A 13,721-nucleotide genomic window follows, 5' to 3' on the forward strand; every position below is an offset into this window, starting at 1 on the left:
ACGCTCCGAAGATCAAACGATATAGTCCTGGAATGAACCACAACGCCGTTGCCAGTGATGCCAGCAGGGAAACGATGATGACGATTGAAAAGGCCGCCAGCCTGCTTCGTTCAGCCTCCGGAAGGAAGAATATCAGTGAAAGCGCGGCGATCGTTGTGCCGGAAGCGCCCGCCAGTGGAAAGATGCCGCTTTTTTCCCCTGCTTGCGATAGTATTCCAGCATCACGACCAAATTATCCGCCAACAGGCCGAAAGCGACGGACGCGGCCGCCAGGGTGTACAAATGGACGGGAATGCGAAGCATGCCGTTGACGACCAAAGTAATGGAAAAACTGGCCAGCAATGCAAACATCACTATCGACCAATAGCGCCAGCTACGGTATAACAATAAGATAAGGCACGATAACAACAGCACCGATAATGAGATCCGCCAGTAATGAGCATGCAGTTCCTTTTTCAGCAAGGCTGTATCGTCATATTCCGCTTCGGTGTCGAGTTGCTCCGGCAGCCGGTCTTTCAATGCTATCATCGCCTTCCTGACCGCTTCACCCAAAACCAGTCTGTTGGCGGCTTTCCGGGGGTAAATGCTGATGCGGACGAGGTTACGTCCATTGATCCGCGTTTTGCCCGATCCGCTCACCTCTTCGAAGGAAACGTTGGCCACATCTTTCAGCCGGATCAAATTACCCGGAGTTGGTACGTGCAGGTGTTCCAGCACTTCGGGAGCCGCATCGGGCACGGCGATCCGGATGAACTTTGTTTGCCCTCCGATACTGAAGCTTCCCGGGTGCGCGGGGGAAAAGAACGACTGAACGGCCGCAACAATTCGTTGAGGGTCCACACCGAAAGCCAAACATCTCGCGAGATCGAAATCGATCACCAGCTGCCGGCTTCCACCTGCGCCTACATCAATTTCGTCGATGTCTTCAATGCCGGACAATGCGGACCGGATCATCAGCTCACTTTCCGGGGAAACCGACATGGAGGCGCCAGGAGTATATACGACGTACACCATAGCTGGGCGTTCTGGCTGGCCACTCCCTTCCGGGATCAGCGGGTAGGATGCATCCGGTGGGAATTGCGGTCGCAACCTACGGATCAGCGCGGCCAGTTCGATTATTTTAAAGGGTATATCGGCTGACTTATCGAACACCAGCTGTACATTACCGTAATTTCTGCCGGAGACGGAACGGATCTGTTTAAGCTGGTCCAGCTGGGAACATGCTCCTTCCAATACCGAAGTCATTTCCTGCTCCACGATTTCCGGTGCGGCGCCGGGAAGAGAAAACGAAACTGTCAATGCAGCCGTGTTTTCCTTCGGAAGCAGTTCTACCTGGAACAACGGCAACATCCATACGCCTGTAAGACATATCGCACCGAACAATAAAACGATTCTGAAAGGAGTTGCGATCGTTGAATTCATACCTGCAATTCAAAACTTGTAGAATTACGATATTAAAATGTTTCGCGGCAGTCGCCTTGCCGTGAGTAATACTAATTTTATTCCGCATCTCCGAATTAGCGCTTGTGAAGAATGCAAATCCTCAATTCATTTAAAAAAAAATTTTTATGAGAAAAGCATTGCACGTTTTCGCTGCTGCCGTTATGGTAACAGCCGGTGTACTCGCTGTTACACCAGCGAAATCCCAAGTGGTGATCCCTGGTCGCTGCGGTGGCACATTGGTATTGGATGGCCCTATCGCTTCCTGCGTAGGCGCTTCCACTAACTGTTCTTACAATTGCCCCACCGGTCCTGAAAATCCGGAAACAATCCTGACTTGAGAATAGCTCATGTCGAGAAGGCGGAAAATATTTTCCGCCTTCAATTATCAACGTGGTCCCCTATTATTCACCGTCTACCGTTTAACATGAAATCCAAATCACTTTTCCTCGCCTTTGCGGCCGTAACAACGCTTTCCCTGTGTTTAGTCATTTTCTTTACCCATACCACCAAAGCTAATCCTCCGGGAAGGTGCGGCGGCACTTTTGTGGTAGATGGGCCTATCTGGGCCTGCGTCGGACAATCATCTAACTGCACCTACCCCTGCGATAATCCTCCAATCGGGCCTGTTATCGATCCGGAGATTGAGTTCTAACCCACCTTCTCTGTCAACATCATACTATTCCATGCAAAAGATCATAACCATCGCGCTGCTGTGCGCCACTATTATTGCCTGCAACAGTTCGGGCGGCAACAAGGTGCAGCAGTCCGCCGACCTGAGTAACATCTCCCTGACCGTATGCGAAGCGCGGCCGGCAGACAGCATTAAAACATACAATGACAGCCTGAGTTTCGACTACTATGACCTCGGCAAGCTGGACGCAGATACGCTTTTGGCGTTTCAGTACCCCCTCCTTAACCTTTCGCTGCTCGACACCAACGGTAATTTCCTCCGCGAAATCTCCCGGAAAGGCCGTTTGCTCGAAAACTTCCAGGGGTCGTTCATCACTTCGCAGTGGGACAAGCAGAACAACCTGTATTTGCTGGAGGAAGGGAATAACTTTTCAATCGCTGTATTCGACAACGCTCTCAAGTTCAGGTACCGGGTTAACCTCGTTAAGTCGCTCCCAGATAACTTCGTATTTCCACTTTCCACCTCCTTTCATTTGGTGGAAGAAGACGGTGGCGTTAAGCGGATTTATATGAGCAGCGGCGATATCAGGTACAATGTTTTTTCCGAAGAATATTATACGAAGGCAAACAGTCTTATATCATTCCGGCTCGACTCCACTTCTGTGTCCGAAGTAAAGCACCATCTTCCGTTCAATACTTTTGACGCCGTAAAATCGGGCATATCCGGTGATTCCCGCGCCTGGAACACGCCTGTCGTATTCTTCGACATGAATAACGACAAGGGATTCCTGAAATACAAGTTCGATGACAATATTTATATCTGCGGGAGAGATGCGCTTTCTATCGAGCAGGTTATTCCACTGAAGCTGCAATGGGGAAAAGACCGTGCGTATACAACATCCTTCGGGAATGCCAGGAAAACACAGTTCGAATCGGCCAAGGAGCAGTTACTACTGCAATATGCCAATATCAACTATAACGGCATCAAAGTGGCCGGAAATAAGGCATATGTACTGTATACGAAGCCCATCCCGCAATCGGAGGTACCGGATAATCCGAACCAGACGTCGCAAATGGATATTTCACCGGTGCTTCACATCGTAGACCTCGAAGACCCCAGCAAGCAATACTCCGTAGAATTCTCTCCGAAGTACAATGCCCGGGAATTCAGCGTGGACCAAAAGGGTAACGTTTTCCTGTCCAGCAATCCGATGAAGGAGGAAAATTCCTATATCTATAAATTCACAATCGACTTTCATGGCAAATAAACACCCGCTTCCGCTCCTCATTGTTTTGCTGCTGTCTTTTTTGAATGTAAGCGGCCAGCAAAAAACATCTACCGTAGTCAGGGATGCCGAATCAAAAATCAGTAAGCTGAATTTACGTTATACGCCGGGCGCGCGCTACTTTTTCGTATCGGAAATGGCCTGTACGCCCTGCATCGACGTGTTTGTGCAAAAATACATCCGCGGTCAGGCGCCGAAAGCCATCAAAGACACGTACGTTGTTTATTTCAGCCAGCGGAAAGGTAAGGTAAGCGTGCAGCAAACGGTTTTTAACCAGTTGATCCCACCGGCGAACTTCATCGCGGGGCGTGATGCTACTTTATTTGCAGACCTGTCGGTTATTGCGAATGACGTCAAAGGGCCTTTCCTGGTAACTTTTACCGGAGATAAGAAACTGGACATCGTTGCAGCAGCGGGTTCAAAACTGTGATCGTTTTACGTTATGAACGGAATAACAGGTATTGACTGGTTGACCACAGGCCGTGAGGGGCCGGCGCAGCCCATGCAAGCGGCACGCAGCTTACGCGCCGCCTTGCCGGCCATATTGTTATTGATACCTTTTGGTATCGCTTATTTTTACGTGCCCTATTCATTTATGATCAGCTACGGGCTGCGGACCTGGCTGGTATGTATAGCGAGTACGATAGTGGTGGCATGGTTGGCACTGCTCCGTCAAATCCTGCAGCGGGAAGGAGCCGTTGTTATCACGTATACCGACCTGCTATTGCCGGTATTCGTCGCATCTGCGTTTCTCTTATCCGGCGCGCATCCCTTCAGCCAGGAAACCCCGGTTAGCTATGTAGCAGCGGCCATGTTGTATTTTTGCGTAAGGGGCATGGCCACCCCGCGATCCGTCTACGTGCTTTTTCTGCTGCTAGGCGCATTGTTGCTGTATTCTATCGGAACAGCGGGCTGGCAGGCAGCGGGGCTGTCTTTCAGTAAAGGACATCTGTCTATGGCATTTAAGGCTACCTTCGGGAACGTGGGGCTGTTTGCCGGATACATTGCCGCAATGTATGCCATCTTCATATTCCTCGCCCTGAAATATTCGCCCGTGAACTGGCAGCGGCCTTGCTGCATCATGATTACGGCATTCTTCGCTATGGTGATGGTTTTCAGTCAATCGAGGGCTGCGTTGCTGTCGTTTCTCGTGTCGGCTTTGTTGTTATCGGACATTTACCTTCCGCATGCCCGCAGGGCTATATCTTTCATCCGCAAGTCCCACATCGCGAAACTGTGCATAGGCCTGCTGGTGTCTTTATTTCTCGTATTCCTCTTCCAGATAAAATCCGGTTCATCTTACGGCCGGGCGCTGATCTGGAAGATTGCTGCGAAAAAAATTTTCCGAGCACCCACTTACCGGCATCGGGGAAGGGCGTTTCATGCATGACTACCTGTTGTGGCAGTCGCAATACTTTTCTTCCGGCCAGGCTACCGATCAGGAGAAACTTGTGGCGGGTTTTACTTACCTGGCGTTCAATGAACCGCTGCAACTATTGCTGGAGCGGGGCATCGTCGGCGTGCTGCTGGTGGGTGGTATAATATGGCTGTTCTTCCGGCGCACCCCATCCTCTTCAACACCTTTACTCGTGCGCTGTATTCAGGTTAGCGGTTTGTCCGTGCTCGTCACATCGTTGTTTTCGTATCCACTACACAGCTTACCGATACTTTTCTTTCTCGCCGTTTTGATAGGTATCCGGGAAACCCTTTCCGGTACCGCGGTTTTCCGGATTCCGGTGAAGCGTTATCGGCGTATCATGCTGGCTGTTGCCATGTTAATCACAGGAGCCATGTGCTGGAGCATGACATCGATCGTAAGAAAAGCGGCGGCAGCTTATGAATGGACAGAAGCTTTACAGAAGGCAGATATTTCCATCGCGACCTATGAGAAATTGCAGAACGAAATCGGTTTCAATGCCATTTTCCTTTTTGATTATGGAAATATCCTGCTTCATAACGGACGATATGATGAGGCAGCACAAAGTTCCGCGCGTCTGCCGCTATTATTACCGACATGACGTGCTACATGCAGCTTGCCTGGTGCGAGCAACAACTGGGCAGGAATCAGGAAGCCCTCCGGCTGCTGACGGTAGCAGAGCACATGGCACCATCCTGGATTTCGCCGAAGGCCGCCATCGCGAAACTGATGTTCGATGCCGGCGATAAGGACCGGGCGAGAAAGAAAGCGCAGGAAGTATTGGCCATCCAGCCCAAAACCGGCTACACGTTCGAAGTGGAAAACATCCGGGAGCAAATGAAAATCCTGCTGCGGCGAAATTAGCTTCCTAACGGTTAAAAATATGACAACATGTATAGCAAACAGCTACTACCCTTTTACGCTATCATATTAACGATGACGATGGCGGAGATGGCCTGCAAGCCTGAACCTTCCCGCCCGGTGGACTGGCAGGAAGTGATAGATGGTTACGCGGCAGTGCCGGGAGACAGCCTCCAGCTGGCGGCCGCCATTTTCCTTCGCGATAACATGAGCGACCTCGAATCGGAAGTTGTGGACTTTCAAACCAAAGATGGAAAGGTGATAGATATCCGGCTGGATACGATAACCAGCGAGGAAAGCCTGCTGCGGATCATGGATGCGCAGCAGCTGCATGCAGTTACCCGCGTAGTGCCAGACAGCCTGCTACTGACGAACGAAATGATCAGGGAAAACATTGCCCAGAGCCTCGCCGCATGGAGAAAATATCCATGGAACAAAAGCGCCTCATGGCAAATGTTCCTGGAATATTTATTACCTTATAAAGTGCGCCGGGAAAATCCGGAAAACTGGCGAAACTATTTTACCGACAGGTACCATTCGCACCTCACCGATACCTTGCAGAAATATGACGGAACGCACCCGGGAGATACGTTACTGACCATTCCCAATGAACTGTACTACGACATCGTGGTGGACGATATAGGGCGATGGTATAAATACGAGCCTTCGGCAACGTTGCTTGCCACTACCTCTCCCGGCCTGATTGAGCTGAAGGCCGTTAGTAAGGGCGAGTGCTACAGGGGCTCGCACCTGGGCGTCTATGCGTTAAGAGCGATCGGCATACCTTCTACCATCGACCTTGTGCCTGTGTGGGGTTCTCAAAACAGCGGGCATGCAACGGAAGTTTTCCTGGATGAACATGGTAAGATGTCGACCGCCAGCGGCCGTACGTTAGAGCGGGCGGCAAAAGTATTCCGGCAATGTTTCAAACGGATTAATTACTGGAAAGACTCGATCGCACCGCATACGAAGGGCAGCGCTTTCCTGCTGCAACATTTGATACATAACCATTGGATGGATGTTACCCATGAACATACAAACGTATCGGATATAACATATCAGCTTGGCGATACGACTGATGCCTCATTTGCCTATATCTGTGTTTACAACTACGGGAAATGGGTCCCCATATTTTTGGGAGCCTGCACTAACGGCACCGCGGTTTTCCGGCAAATGGGCAGGAACATGTTGTACCAGGTCGCCATCCCCGCGGCCGATGGGTATACCTTAACCGGCGATATATTCCTGTTGAATACCGAAGGGAAGATAGTCAGGCAGTCACCGGACATCAACGGCCCGAGGATGGCTATACAGCTGCATAAATTGAATACGGGCAGTTTGTCGTGGGTAAAAAAACAGCATGTGTACAACCTGCTTTATCTTGATACTTCTGGCATATGGCATTCAGCCGGTGTGCAAAAATGCATGCAAGATTCCTCCATTACTTTTCCTGATGTACCCCGCAACGCACTTTACCGGTTGGTAGACCGGGCGGGCGATGGGCGGCTGGAACGTATTTTCTCTTTAGATAAAAACGAGCAGGTATGGCGCTGATGTGGCTTCGATGTGGCATCTGCGCCGCATGTATCGCAATTTGCGCCTGGTCTTGTAACGGATCTGCCGCCGCTGGTGAGGAAAGCGGCGAAGCCCGGCTCCCCCGCAGCACCACAGCACCAGTGTCCGTAACAGTCGTCACGGCTTCCCAGCAGCCATTTTATCATACGATCCGAACAAACGGAAAACTTGTTCCCCTAAGGGAGCAGACAATAATCTCAGAGACGTCGGGGAGCATGGTTTCCCTTCGGGTAAAAGCCGGGACCGTGGTTGCCGCGGGGGCGATTATTGCGCAGATCGACGACAGGCCAATTCGTCTCCGGCTGGAAAGGGCGCACCAGTTACAGTTTAATGGCCAAAAGGAATATGAAAGCCAATTGCTTGGATACGAAAATCTGCTTAAAAACAAAAGCACGGCGCAGGCAGACACCATCAAGACCAAGCTTCGTATCAGTAGCGGTTTGGCGATTGCGGAGCAGGATATCAGGGAAGCCCAATACGAGCTTTCCAAAACCATCATCAGGGCCCCCTTCAGCGGCATGGTGGCAGATGTGGCCGTGCAGCAGGGACAATACATCAAGGCCGGTCAGGATTTGATGAAAGTCTATCATCCCGGCCAGCTGCTTGTCAATATTCGCATACTGGAATCTGAGATCGGCCTCCTCCACATTGGCACACCCGCATCGTGTATCCCAGTATCTGATCCGCAAACGCACTACCCGGCAACGGTCCAGGAAATAAATCCGTACGTGGCGGAAAACGGGATGGTGAACTTGAAGTTGCTCGTGGCAGGGAGCAGCAAACTTTTTCCGGGGATGAACTGCAGTATTGAAGTGCGCATACTTTCAGATAAGTCGCTCGTAGTTCCCAAAGAAGCCGTCGTTACCCGGAACGGAAAAAAAGTAGTATTTACATTGAAAGGCGACGTTGCAGTATGGAACTATGTGGAAACGGGCAGCGAAAATGGAAAAGAAATCGTGTTACTGACCGGGATCAGTCCAGGCGATAAAGTCATCACTTCCAACAACCAGCAGCTTACGCAAGACACACCGGTACGCGATACCACCCTCGTAAGGCGTCATTGAACCTATCGCAAACCCGAAGCTCCAGCACCATGGTAAAATTTCTCATACAACGGCCCGTAGCGGTGATCACTATTTTTTCCATTCTGATCGTTACAGGCATGCTGCTACTTTTCCGGATCCCAGTATCCCTGCTTCCTAATATCGATGTGCCACAAATACTGGTAAAAATCAACTATCCGCAGGCGTCAGCCTCCGTAGTAGAAGAAAATTTCACGAAGCGGGCACGCGAGTCGCTGGCCATGCTACGCGGCCTAAAGCATATCGAGAGCCAGTCGTCGGACAACCTCGGCCTGATCAGCCTGACGTTCGATTATAGCACACCAATGAACACGGCCTACCTGTCGGTAACCGAAAAACTGGACAGGCTTGCCGGGGCCATGCCCCCTACCTTGCAAAGACCCGAAGTGATCAGGCTCAATACATCGGACATACCGGTGATGCGGCTACAAGTCATCCCATCCCGGCAGGCAGATTATCTTTCCATCAGCGATTTCACGGAGAAAATTCTCAAACGCAGGCTGGAACAGATAGAAGGCGTGTCGCTCGTGGATATTCATGGCCTGCGCAAGTCCAACATTATTATCCGGCCAAACAGGGCCCGGTTACTGGCACTTGGTCTGCGGGAGCAGGACGTGGTCACGGCCGTACGGCAGGCCAACAGGGAAATGAGCAGTCTCAGCGTCCGGGACGGTTTTTACCGGTACTTCGTAAAAGTCAACAATAATCTCGACGGCGCCGATGCGATTGCCCGGTTGCCCATCCGGCTGGAAAACGGGGCCGTAATTTCGCTGGACCAGGTAGCCAATGTGGAAGAGTCTACCGACACACAAACCGGTTATCATTTCTACAATGGCAGCGAAGCGCTTGTTGTAGCCATTCACAAACAGCCCGACAGCAGAATGACCGATGTGGTAGAACGCGTAAGGGAAATGACGGCGCTTTTTACGAAGGACTATCCGCAGGCCCGGTTCGAGCTAACACAAGATCAATCGTTCCTGATGAACGCGGGCATCGACAATCTTTACCAGGATTTGTTCTATGGCGGCGGGCTTACTGTCCTCCTGCTCTTCCTGTTTCTCGGCAATTGGCAATCGCCGCTGCTCATGAGCATCAACATTCCCATTTCCCTGGCTATCAGCGTTGTCTTTTTCTACCTGTTCAACATTTCGTTCAATATCATTTCGCTTTCCGGGCTCACCCTGGGAATTGGCATGTTGATAGACAACTCGATAGTTGTGATCGACAGCATCACGCGTGAAGAAAAAAGCTGGCATCCCCGAAAGCCAGTGCTATTGCGGGCACCAACAGCGTAATTGTCCCGGTTATTAGCCAGGTTCTGACAACTGTGGCGGTATATGCTCCGCTGATTTTGCTGAGCGGCATAGCGGGCGCGCTTTTTTCGATCAAAGTATTGCGCTCACCATATCGCTCGGCGTATCCCTGCTGGTGGCTTTCATCCTCACGCCGCTCCTTTATGCAGCGCTCATTTCGCGCAGGTCGGCGCCATTGAAAGATGACACCTGGGCGTTCCGCGCGGTTTCGCGGGGATACCATAAAATGGTGGACAAAATCCTCAGGAACCGTCGCGCTTGTCTGCTCTTCACATTATTGCTGATGCCGCTGGGCATCTTACTGGCCTGGAAAATGCCGGTAAGTGCGCTTCCGCATATCACATCCAGTGAGGCACTGATAACGATCGACTGGAATGAACCCATCGATGCGAAGCAAAACGCCCAAAGGGTGAAAAGTATATATGCCGATATTGGCAATAAGGCGGAAGTGTTCGAGTCGGAAATCGGGATCCGGCAATTTTTGATGCAGAACGGGCAAAATACACTTCAGCGCGCGGAAATTTATATCAGGTCCGGCAACGAACAGGAACGTGTCGCCATTTGCAACCGGATAAGGGGATGGGCCCGCGAGCGTTACCCAATGGCGGAACTCACACAAACGGAATCTCCGAACGCATTCACACAGTTATTCGATTCCGGCAAGCCTTATTTCGAGGCGCGCTTCAGACCACTTTCGCCATCTGAAACACTTGAGCAGCAGGCCGCAGTACGCCGCATCTCGCAAAAACTGGCTGCCGATAAACCCGTCGATGGAAAGAGTCTTCGTCAGGAATCGTCGCTCGCCATCGTACCGGATTACGCAAAAATGGCTTTGTACGGAATCAGCAGGCCAGCAGTGGAAGAAGCGTTGTTCCTGCATTTTGGTGATGTTGCGGTGTCTGACATTCGCCAGTTTGGTATATTTAAGAGAATCCTTCTCCAGATGCGGGAAACCGACCTTGGTGATAAACTGGCCGCAAACATCCCGGCCCCGGATGGTACGCTATATCCCCTTCACCAATTCATTTCCGTTACCGATGAAGAACAGCCCGCATACATCTTCGCCGATTCAAAGGGAATTTACCAGTCGCTCCTGTTCGATGAACGGTCGGCAGACTTTACACAGCTTAGGAAAAAACTGGAGGCGGCGGCCGCAAGCGAAAACATGAAAGTGAGTTTCAGCGGGCTTTACTTTGAGAACAGTGACCAGCTTAAGTCGCTGCTGATCATCTTCCTCACGGTATTGCTGTTGCTTTTTTTTTATCCTGGCCATACAATATGAAAGTCTTGTGCTGCCTTTGATCATCATGATGGCCATTCCGCTCGGCATCACCGGTGGAATGATTTTGCTCTGGGCTGCGGGTGGAACACTCAATGTGATGTCGGCAACCGGCTTTATCGTTATTCTGGGTTTGATCGTGGATGATCCGATCCTCAAGTTGGAGACGCTCAACCGGCTTGAGAAGAAATACATGGACATGGGGGCAGTGTTCGATGAGCGCCTGCTCGGTAAAATGATCCACGAGGCCGGGTCGAATTGTCTGAAGCCGCTGCTGATGGTGTCTTTAACCACGTCCGTGGCCCTGGTGCCCGTGCTTTTTCGGACGGAATTGGCAACGAACTTCAGCTGCCGTTGGCCCTGGTGATCATCGGCGGGCTTACATTCGGCACTTTTTTACCACCTGGTTCATTCCCCTTGCATATTGGTATTATATGCAAGGAAAACATGCCAGGAAGCGTAGACACAAAAATACTCAACTATCACCACGGAAAATACCGGTATGTTAAAACGATTGTTCACAGCCGCTCTCATGGTGCTGCCGGGCATGACCGTCTGCGCCCGGGAGCTGCCGCTGCGGCTGGAGGAATGCATTTCGATTGCTCAGAAAAACTCCCCTGAATACCGCATCGCGGCCACCAGTATGCTTATCGCACAGCAGGAGTTCAGGCTGTTCCGCAGCAATCAGTTGCCGCAGATATTGTTATACGGCAACCTCCCTGGGTATAACAAGGAATTTAGCGCGGTAACGCAGCCCGATGGAACAATTAAATTTCAGCCGATCTTCCAGAATACCGGCAATCTGGGCCTTGGGCTCACGCAGCGCATCACTGCTACCGGCGGTCTGGTGTCGGTCAACTCCGAGCTCAACCGGTTCGACGAATTCAGGAACAAGACCTTTCAATACAATGGCACGCCGATTTACATCCGGCTGACGCAGCCGCTGTTCAATTTTAACGAACTGAAATGGCAGAATAAAATCCAACCCCTGCGGCTCGAAGAATCCAAACGACTGTTCCTTCAGGAAATGGAATTTATTGCGGGAAAAGCTACGGATTACTTCTTTAATGTCTTGCATGCACAGGTAGCCATTTCATTGGCTACCACCAACCTTGGTAATGCGGAGAAAAACTACGCCATCGAAGAACAGCGGATCAACCTGGGTACCACCAGCGAAGACCGCCTGTTGCAGCTCCAGATGCTGGTCCTCACCAGCCGGAAAGACCTGGAACAAGCGCGATACGATTATAAACTGGCGCAGTTATACGCCAAGTCGTTCCTGGGTGGCTCCGATACCGTTTCTATAACCATCACCGTTCCGGAAGTAATTCCGCTGTATGACGCAGATGTTGCCGAGGCGGTCGGTTATGCCAGGCGTTACCGGGCAGAATTCATACAATTTGAGCGAAAAAAACTGGAGGCCGGCCAGGGCATGGAAAAGGCGCGGCGTTCGGGACGGGAGGTCATGCTGAATGCAAGCTACGGTTTGAACCGGGCATCCAAAGACATTGGAGAGATCTATAACAGTCCCAACGATCAGCAGCGGCTATCGATCGGGTTCAGTGTGCCGCTGGTAGACTGGGGGCGGAAAAAGGCAGATTTTGAGCGTGCGCGTGCTATCGAGCAACTCACAATGGCCACCAACGAAGCCGATGAGCAGAACATCTACCGGGAGGTGGCTACTTATATCAGCAACCTGCACTTATTACGCGAGAACCTCCTTCTGCTGAAAGCACGGGATTCATTGGCCAGCCGGCGGTACGAGCTGGCGGGGCTTCAACTGAATGCAGGGAAACTTACGGTTACTGATTTTAATATCACACAAAACGAAAAAGACCAGGCGAAGCGAGATTATCTGAATATGCTGCAAAAATACTGGAGCACGCATTACCTGCTAAGGAGGCTTACTTTGTTCGATTTTATGAATAACCGGGCGCTGATAGCCGGGGAAGGCCTGCGCTAGAGGATAACGAATGGTAATGTATGCCTCACGTCGTCGTAATATCGGTTCAGCAGACCGGCCAGCAAGCTATCCTCCTGCATCCTGAGAAAAACTTCGCTACGGATGGCTTCGAGCGATGCGCCCGATTTCTGGTAATTTTTTCCGGCTGCGCTAACATATCCTGTAAACCGCTCGAGGAGCTGCTGGTCTGCCGGGGAGCCCGTCATCCGGTGTTGAAAATGGCCTCGAACACAAACGCCTCCAGCAGGGTCATATCTTTTGTCCAATTGGCCTCTTTAACGCCATTCAGCCCGATGCATACATGCCAGGTAACTTCACCATTTGGCCTGATACCATCACAGTAGAAAAAACGGGAGGCTACTTCCATCATTTCCGTTTTTGAAAATCCACTGCCCCCGTTCAATACGGATAACATGGTACTATTTCCTTTCAGCGCCGCCGCCGGCGACACAAGCCTGTTGTAATATCCGATGAACCTGGGATTATATATGAGGCTGTCCGTATAGCGGGTGCTCATGGCTTTAACGTCCGGATATAGATCGTTTGCACGGGAAGAAAAAGAGGTCCTGTTCAGCAGAATGTATTCAAATCTACGTTTATGGCGGTTCATAAATGCCATGACACTGTCGCCATTGGAGGGTTTCAATGCCGGGTAAATATTAAGCAGGGTTCTGTCACTGAGGGGAATCTGCTCGACTTTTAATTCAAAGTATTTACCAAAAGGACTTTGCGCCACCACTAGTTGGTATTGGGTCAGGCCGCATATCAAACATACAATAAGCCGAAGCATAGTAACATGGTTTAAAGGGAAGGGGTAATTTTATACCCCAAGATACTTAAATTATTTGGTATTAGGTACGCCACCGGCCAAA

Annotated in this window: 15 protein-coding genes; 12 read left to right on the plus strand and 3 right to left on the minus strand. The window is 50.9% G+C overall.

Going from position 1 to position 13,721, the window contains the following annotated elements:
* Positions 1-132 precede the first annotated feature (132 nt).
* On the minus strand, positions 133-1,422 hold the full coding sequence (locus MKQ70_RS14765; RefSeq protein ID WP_248072237.1) for an efflux RND transporter permease subunit: 1,290 nt from the start codon (positions 1,420-1,422) through the stop codon (positions 133-135).
* A gap of 146 nt (positions 1,423-1,568) precedes the next feature.
* Between MKQ70_RS14765 and MKQ70_RS14770 the strand changes: the two genes are divergently transcribed.
* The 12 genes from MKQ70_RS14770 to MKQ70_RS14815 all read left to right on the plus strand — a co-directional run bounded on the left by MKQ70_RS14770 (position 1,569) and on the right by MKQ70_RS14815 (position 12,849).
* Positions 1,569-1,781 carry a hypothetical protein gene (locus MKQ70_RS14770; RefSeq protein WP_248072238.1) on the plus strand — a complete coding sequence of 71 codons (213 nt, stop codon included), beginning with the start codon at positions 1,569-1,571 and terminating at the stop codon, positions 1,779-1,781.
* Positions 1,782-2,126: 345 nt separating this feature from the next.
* Positions 2,127-3,341 (plus strand): hypothetical protein, encoded by a 1,215-nt coding sequence (locus tag MKQ70_RS14775; protein WP_248072239.1) that lies wholly within the window; start codon positions 2,127-2,129, stop codon positions 3,339-3,341.
* A complete protein-coding gene (locus MKQ70_RS14780) occupies positions 3,331-3,789 on the plus strand; it encodes a hypothetical protein (protein WP_248072240.1) in 459 nt (152 codons plus the stop codon). The genes MKQ70_RS14775 and MKQ70_RS14780 overlap by 11 nt, the downstream gene beginning before the upstream one ends.
* A 12-nt stretch (positions 3,790-3,801) precedes the next feature.
* Positions 3,802-4,749, plus strand: coding sequence for an O-antigen ligase family protein (locus tag MKQ70_RS14785; protein ID WP_248072241.1), 948 nt, complete (start codon positions 3,802-3,804; stop codon positions 4,747-4,749).
* The gene (locus tag MKQ70_RS14790) at positions 4,742-5,377 is read left to right on the plus strand and encodes an O-antigen ligase family protein (protein WP_248072242.1); all 636 of its coding nucleotides are present in this window, start codon (positions 4,742-4,744) and stop codon (positions 5,375-5,377) included. Before MKQ70_RS14785 ends, MKQ70_RS14790 begins: the two co-directional genes overlap by 8 nt.
* Positions 5,374-5,640 (plus strand): tetratricopeptide repeat protein, encoded by a 267-nt coding sequence (locus MKQ70_RS14795; protein ID WP_248072243.1) that lies wholly within the window; start codon positions 5,374-5,376, stop codon positions 5,638-5,640. Before MKQ70_RS14790 ends, MKQ70_RS14795 begins: the two co-directional genes overlap by 4 nt.
* A 27-nt stretch (positions 5,641-5,667) precedes the next feature.
* Positions 5,668-7,191 (plus strand): hypothetical protein, encoded by a 1,524-nt coding sequence (locus MKQ70_RS14800; RefSeq protein WP_248072244.1) that lies wholly within the window; start codon positions 5,668-5,670, stop codon positions 7,189-7,191.
* Complete coding sequence (locus MKQ70_RS14805) at positions 7,191-8,276, plus strand: efflux RND transporter periplasmic adaptor subunit (RefSeq protein ID WP_248081386.1); 1,086 nt, start codon at positions 7,191-7,193, stop codon at positions 8,274-8,276. The genes MKQ70_RS14800 and MKQ70_RS14805 overlap by 1 nt, the downstream gene beginning before the upstream one ends.
* 29 nt (positions 8,277-8,305) lie before the next feature.
* Positions 8,306-9,589, plus strand: coding sequence for an efflux RND transporter permease subunit (locus MKQ70_RS38485; RefSeq protein WP_282456520.1), 1,284 nt, complete (start codon positions 8,306-8,308; stop codon positions 9,587-9,589).
* A 40-nt stretch (positions 9,590-9,629) separates the two neighbouring features.
* Positions 9,630-10,889, plus strand: coding sequence for an efflux RND transporter permease subunit (locus tag MKQ70_RS38490; RefSeq protein WP_308199470.1), 1,260 nt, complete (start codon positions 9,630-9,632; stop codon positions 10,887-10,889).
* A 7-nt stretch (positions 10,890-10,896) separates the two neighbouring features.
* Entirely contained in the window at positions 10,897-11,253 is a 357-nt protein-coding gene (locus tag MKQ70_RS38495; RefSeq protein WP_308199029.1) for an efflux RND transporter permease subunit, read from the plus strand.
* A 135-nt stretch (positions 11,254-11,388) separates the two neighbouring features.
* Entirely contained in the window at positions 11,389-12,849 is a 1,461-nt protein-coding gene (locus MKQ70_RS14815) for a TolC family protein (protein ID WP_248072245.1), read from the plus strand.
* Here the strand turns inward: MKQ70_RS14815 and MKQ70_RS14820 are convergent.
* Positions 12,846-13,055: a hypothetical protein gene (locus MKQ70_RS14820; protein ID WP_248072246.1), complete on the minus strand. Its 210-nt coding sequence runs from the start codon at positions 13,053-13,055 to the stop codon at positions 12,846-12,848. The two genes, MKQ70_RS14815 and MKQ70_RS14820, sit on opposite strands and share 4 nt — an antisense overlap.
* Positions 13,052-13,639, minus strand: a complete 588-nt coding sequence (locus MKQ70_RS14825; RefSeq protein ID WP_248072247.1) for a hypothetical protein — start codon at positions 13,637-13,639, stop codon at positions 13,052-13,054. Before MKQ70_RS14825 ends, MKQ70_RS14820 begins: the two co-directional genes overlap by 4 nt.
* Positions 13,640-13,721: the final 82 nt, after the last annotated feature.

The sequence above is a fragment of the Chitinophaga sedimenti genome, from assembly GCF_023156195.1.
Lineage (GTDB): Bacteria > Bacteroidota > Bacteroidia > Chitinophagales > Chitinophagaceae > Chitinophaga > Chitinophaga sedimenti.

Bases quoted from the DNA above. Each gene is read 5' to 3' on its own strand.
- MKQ70_RS14765 (WP_248072237.1), bottom strand. From the start codon at position 1,422: ATGAATTCAACGATCGCAACTCCTTTCAGAATCGTTTTATTGTTCGGT.
- MKQ70_RS14770 (WP_248072238.1), top strand. From the start codon at position 1,569: ATGAGAAAAGCATTGCACGTTTTCGCTGCTGCCGTTATGGTAACAGCC.
- MKQ70_RS14775 (WP_248072239.1), top strand. From the start codon at position 2,127: ATGCAAAAGATCATAACCATCGCGCTGCTGTGCGCCACTATTATTGCC.
- MKQ70_RS14780 (WP_248072240.1), top strand. From the start codon at position 3,331: ATGGCAAATAAACACCCGCTTCCGCTCCTCATTGTTTTGCTGCTGTCT.
- MKQ70_RS14785 (WP_248072241.1), top strand. From the start codon at position 3,802: ATGAACGGAATAACAGGTATTGACTGGTTGACCACAGGCCGTGAGGGG.
- MKQ70_RS14790 (WP_248072242.1), top strand. From the start codon at position 4,742: ATGCATGACTACCTGTTGTGGCAGTCGCAATACTTTTCTTCCGGCCAG.
- MKQ70_RS14795 (WP_248072243.1), top strand. From the start codon at position 5,374: ATGACGTGCTACATGCAGCTTGCCTGGTGCGAGCAACAACTGGGCAGG.
- MKQ70_RS14800 (WP_248072244.1), top strand. From the start codon at position 5,668: ATGTATAGCAAACAGCTACTACCCTTTTACGCTATCATATTAACGATG.
- MKQ70_RS14805 (WP_248081386.1), top strand. From the start codon at position 7,191: ATGTGGCTTCGATGTGGCATCTGCGCCGCATGTATCGCAATTTGCGCC.
- MKQ70_RS38485 (WP_282456520.1), top strand. From the start codon at position 8,306: ATGGTAAAATTTCTCATACAACGGCCCGTAGCGGTGATCACTATTTTT.
- MKQ70_RS14815 (WP_248072245.1), top strand. From the start codon at position 11,389: ATGTTAAAACGATTGTTCACAGCCGCTCTCATGGTGCTGCCGGGCATG.
- MKQ70_RS14820 (WP_248072246.1), bottom strand. From the start codon at position 13,055: ATGACGGGCTCCCCGGCAGACCAGCAGCTCCTCGAGCGGTTTACAGGA.
- MKQ70_RS14825 (WP_248072247.1), bottom strand. From the start codon at position 13,639: ATGCTTCGGCTTATTGTATGTTTGATATGCGGCCTGACCCAATACCAA.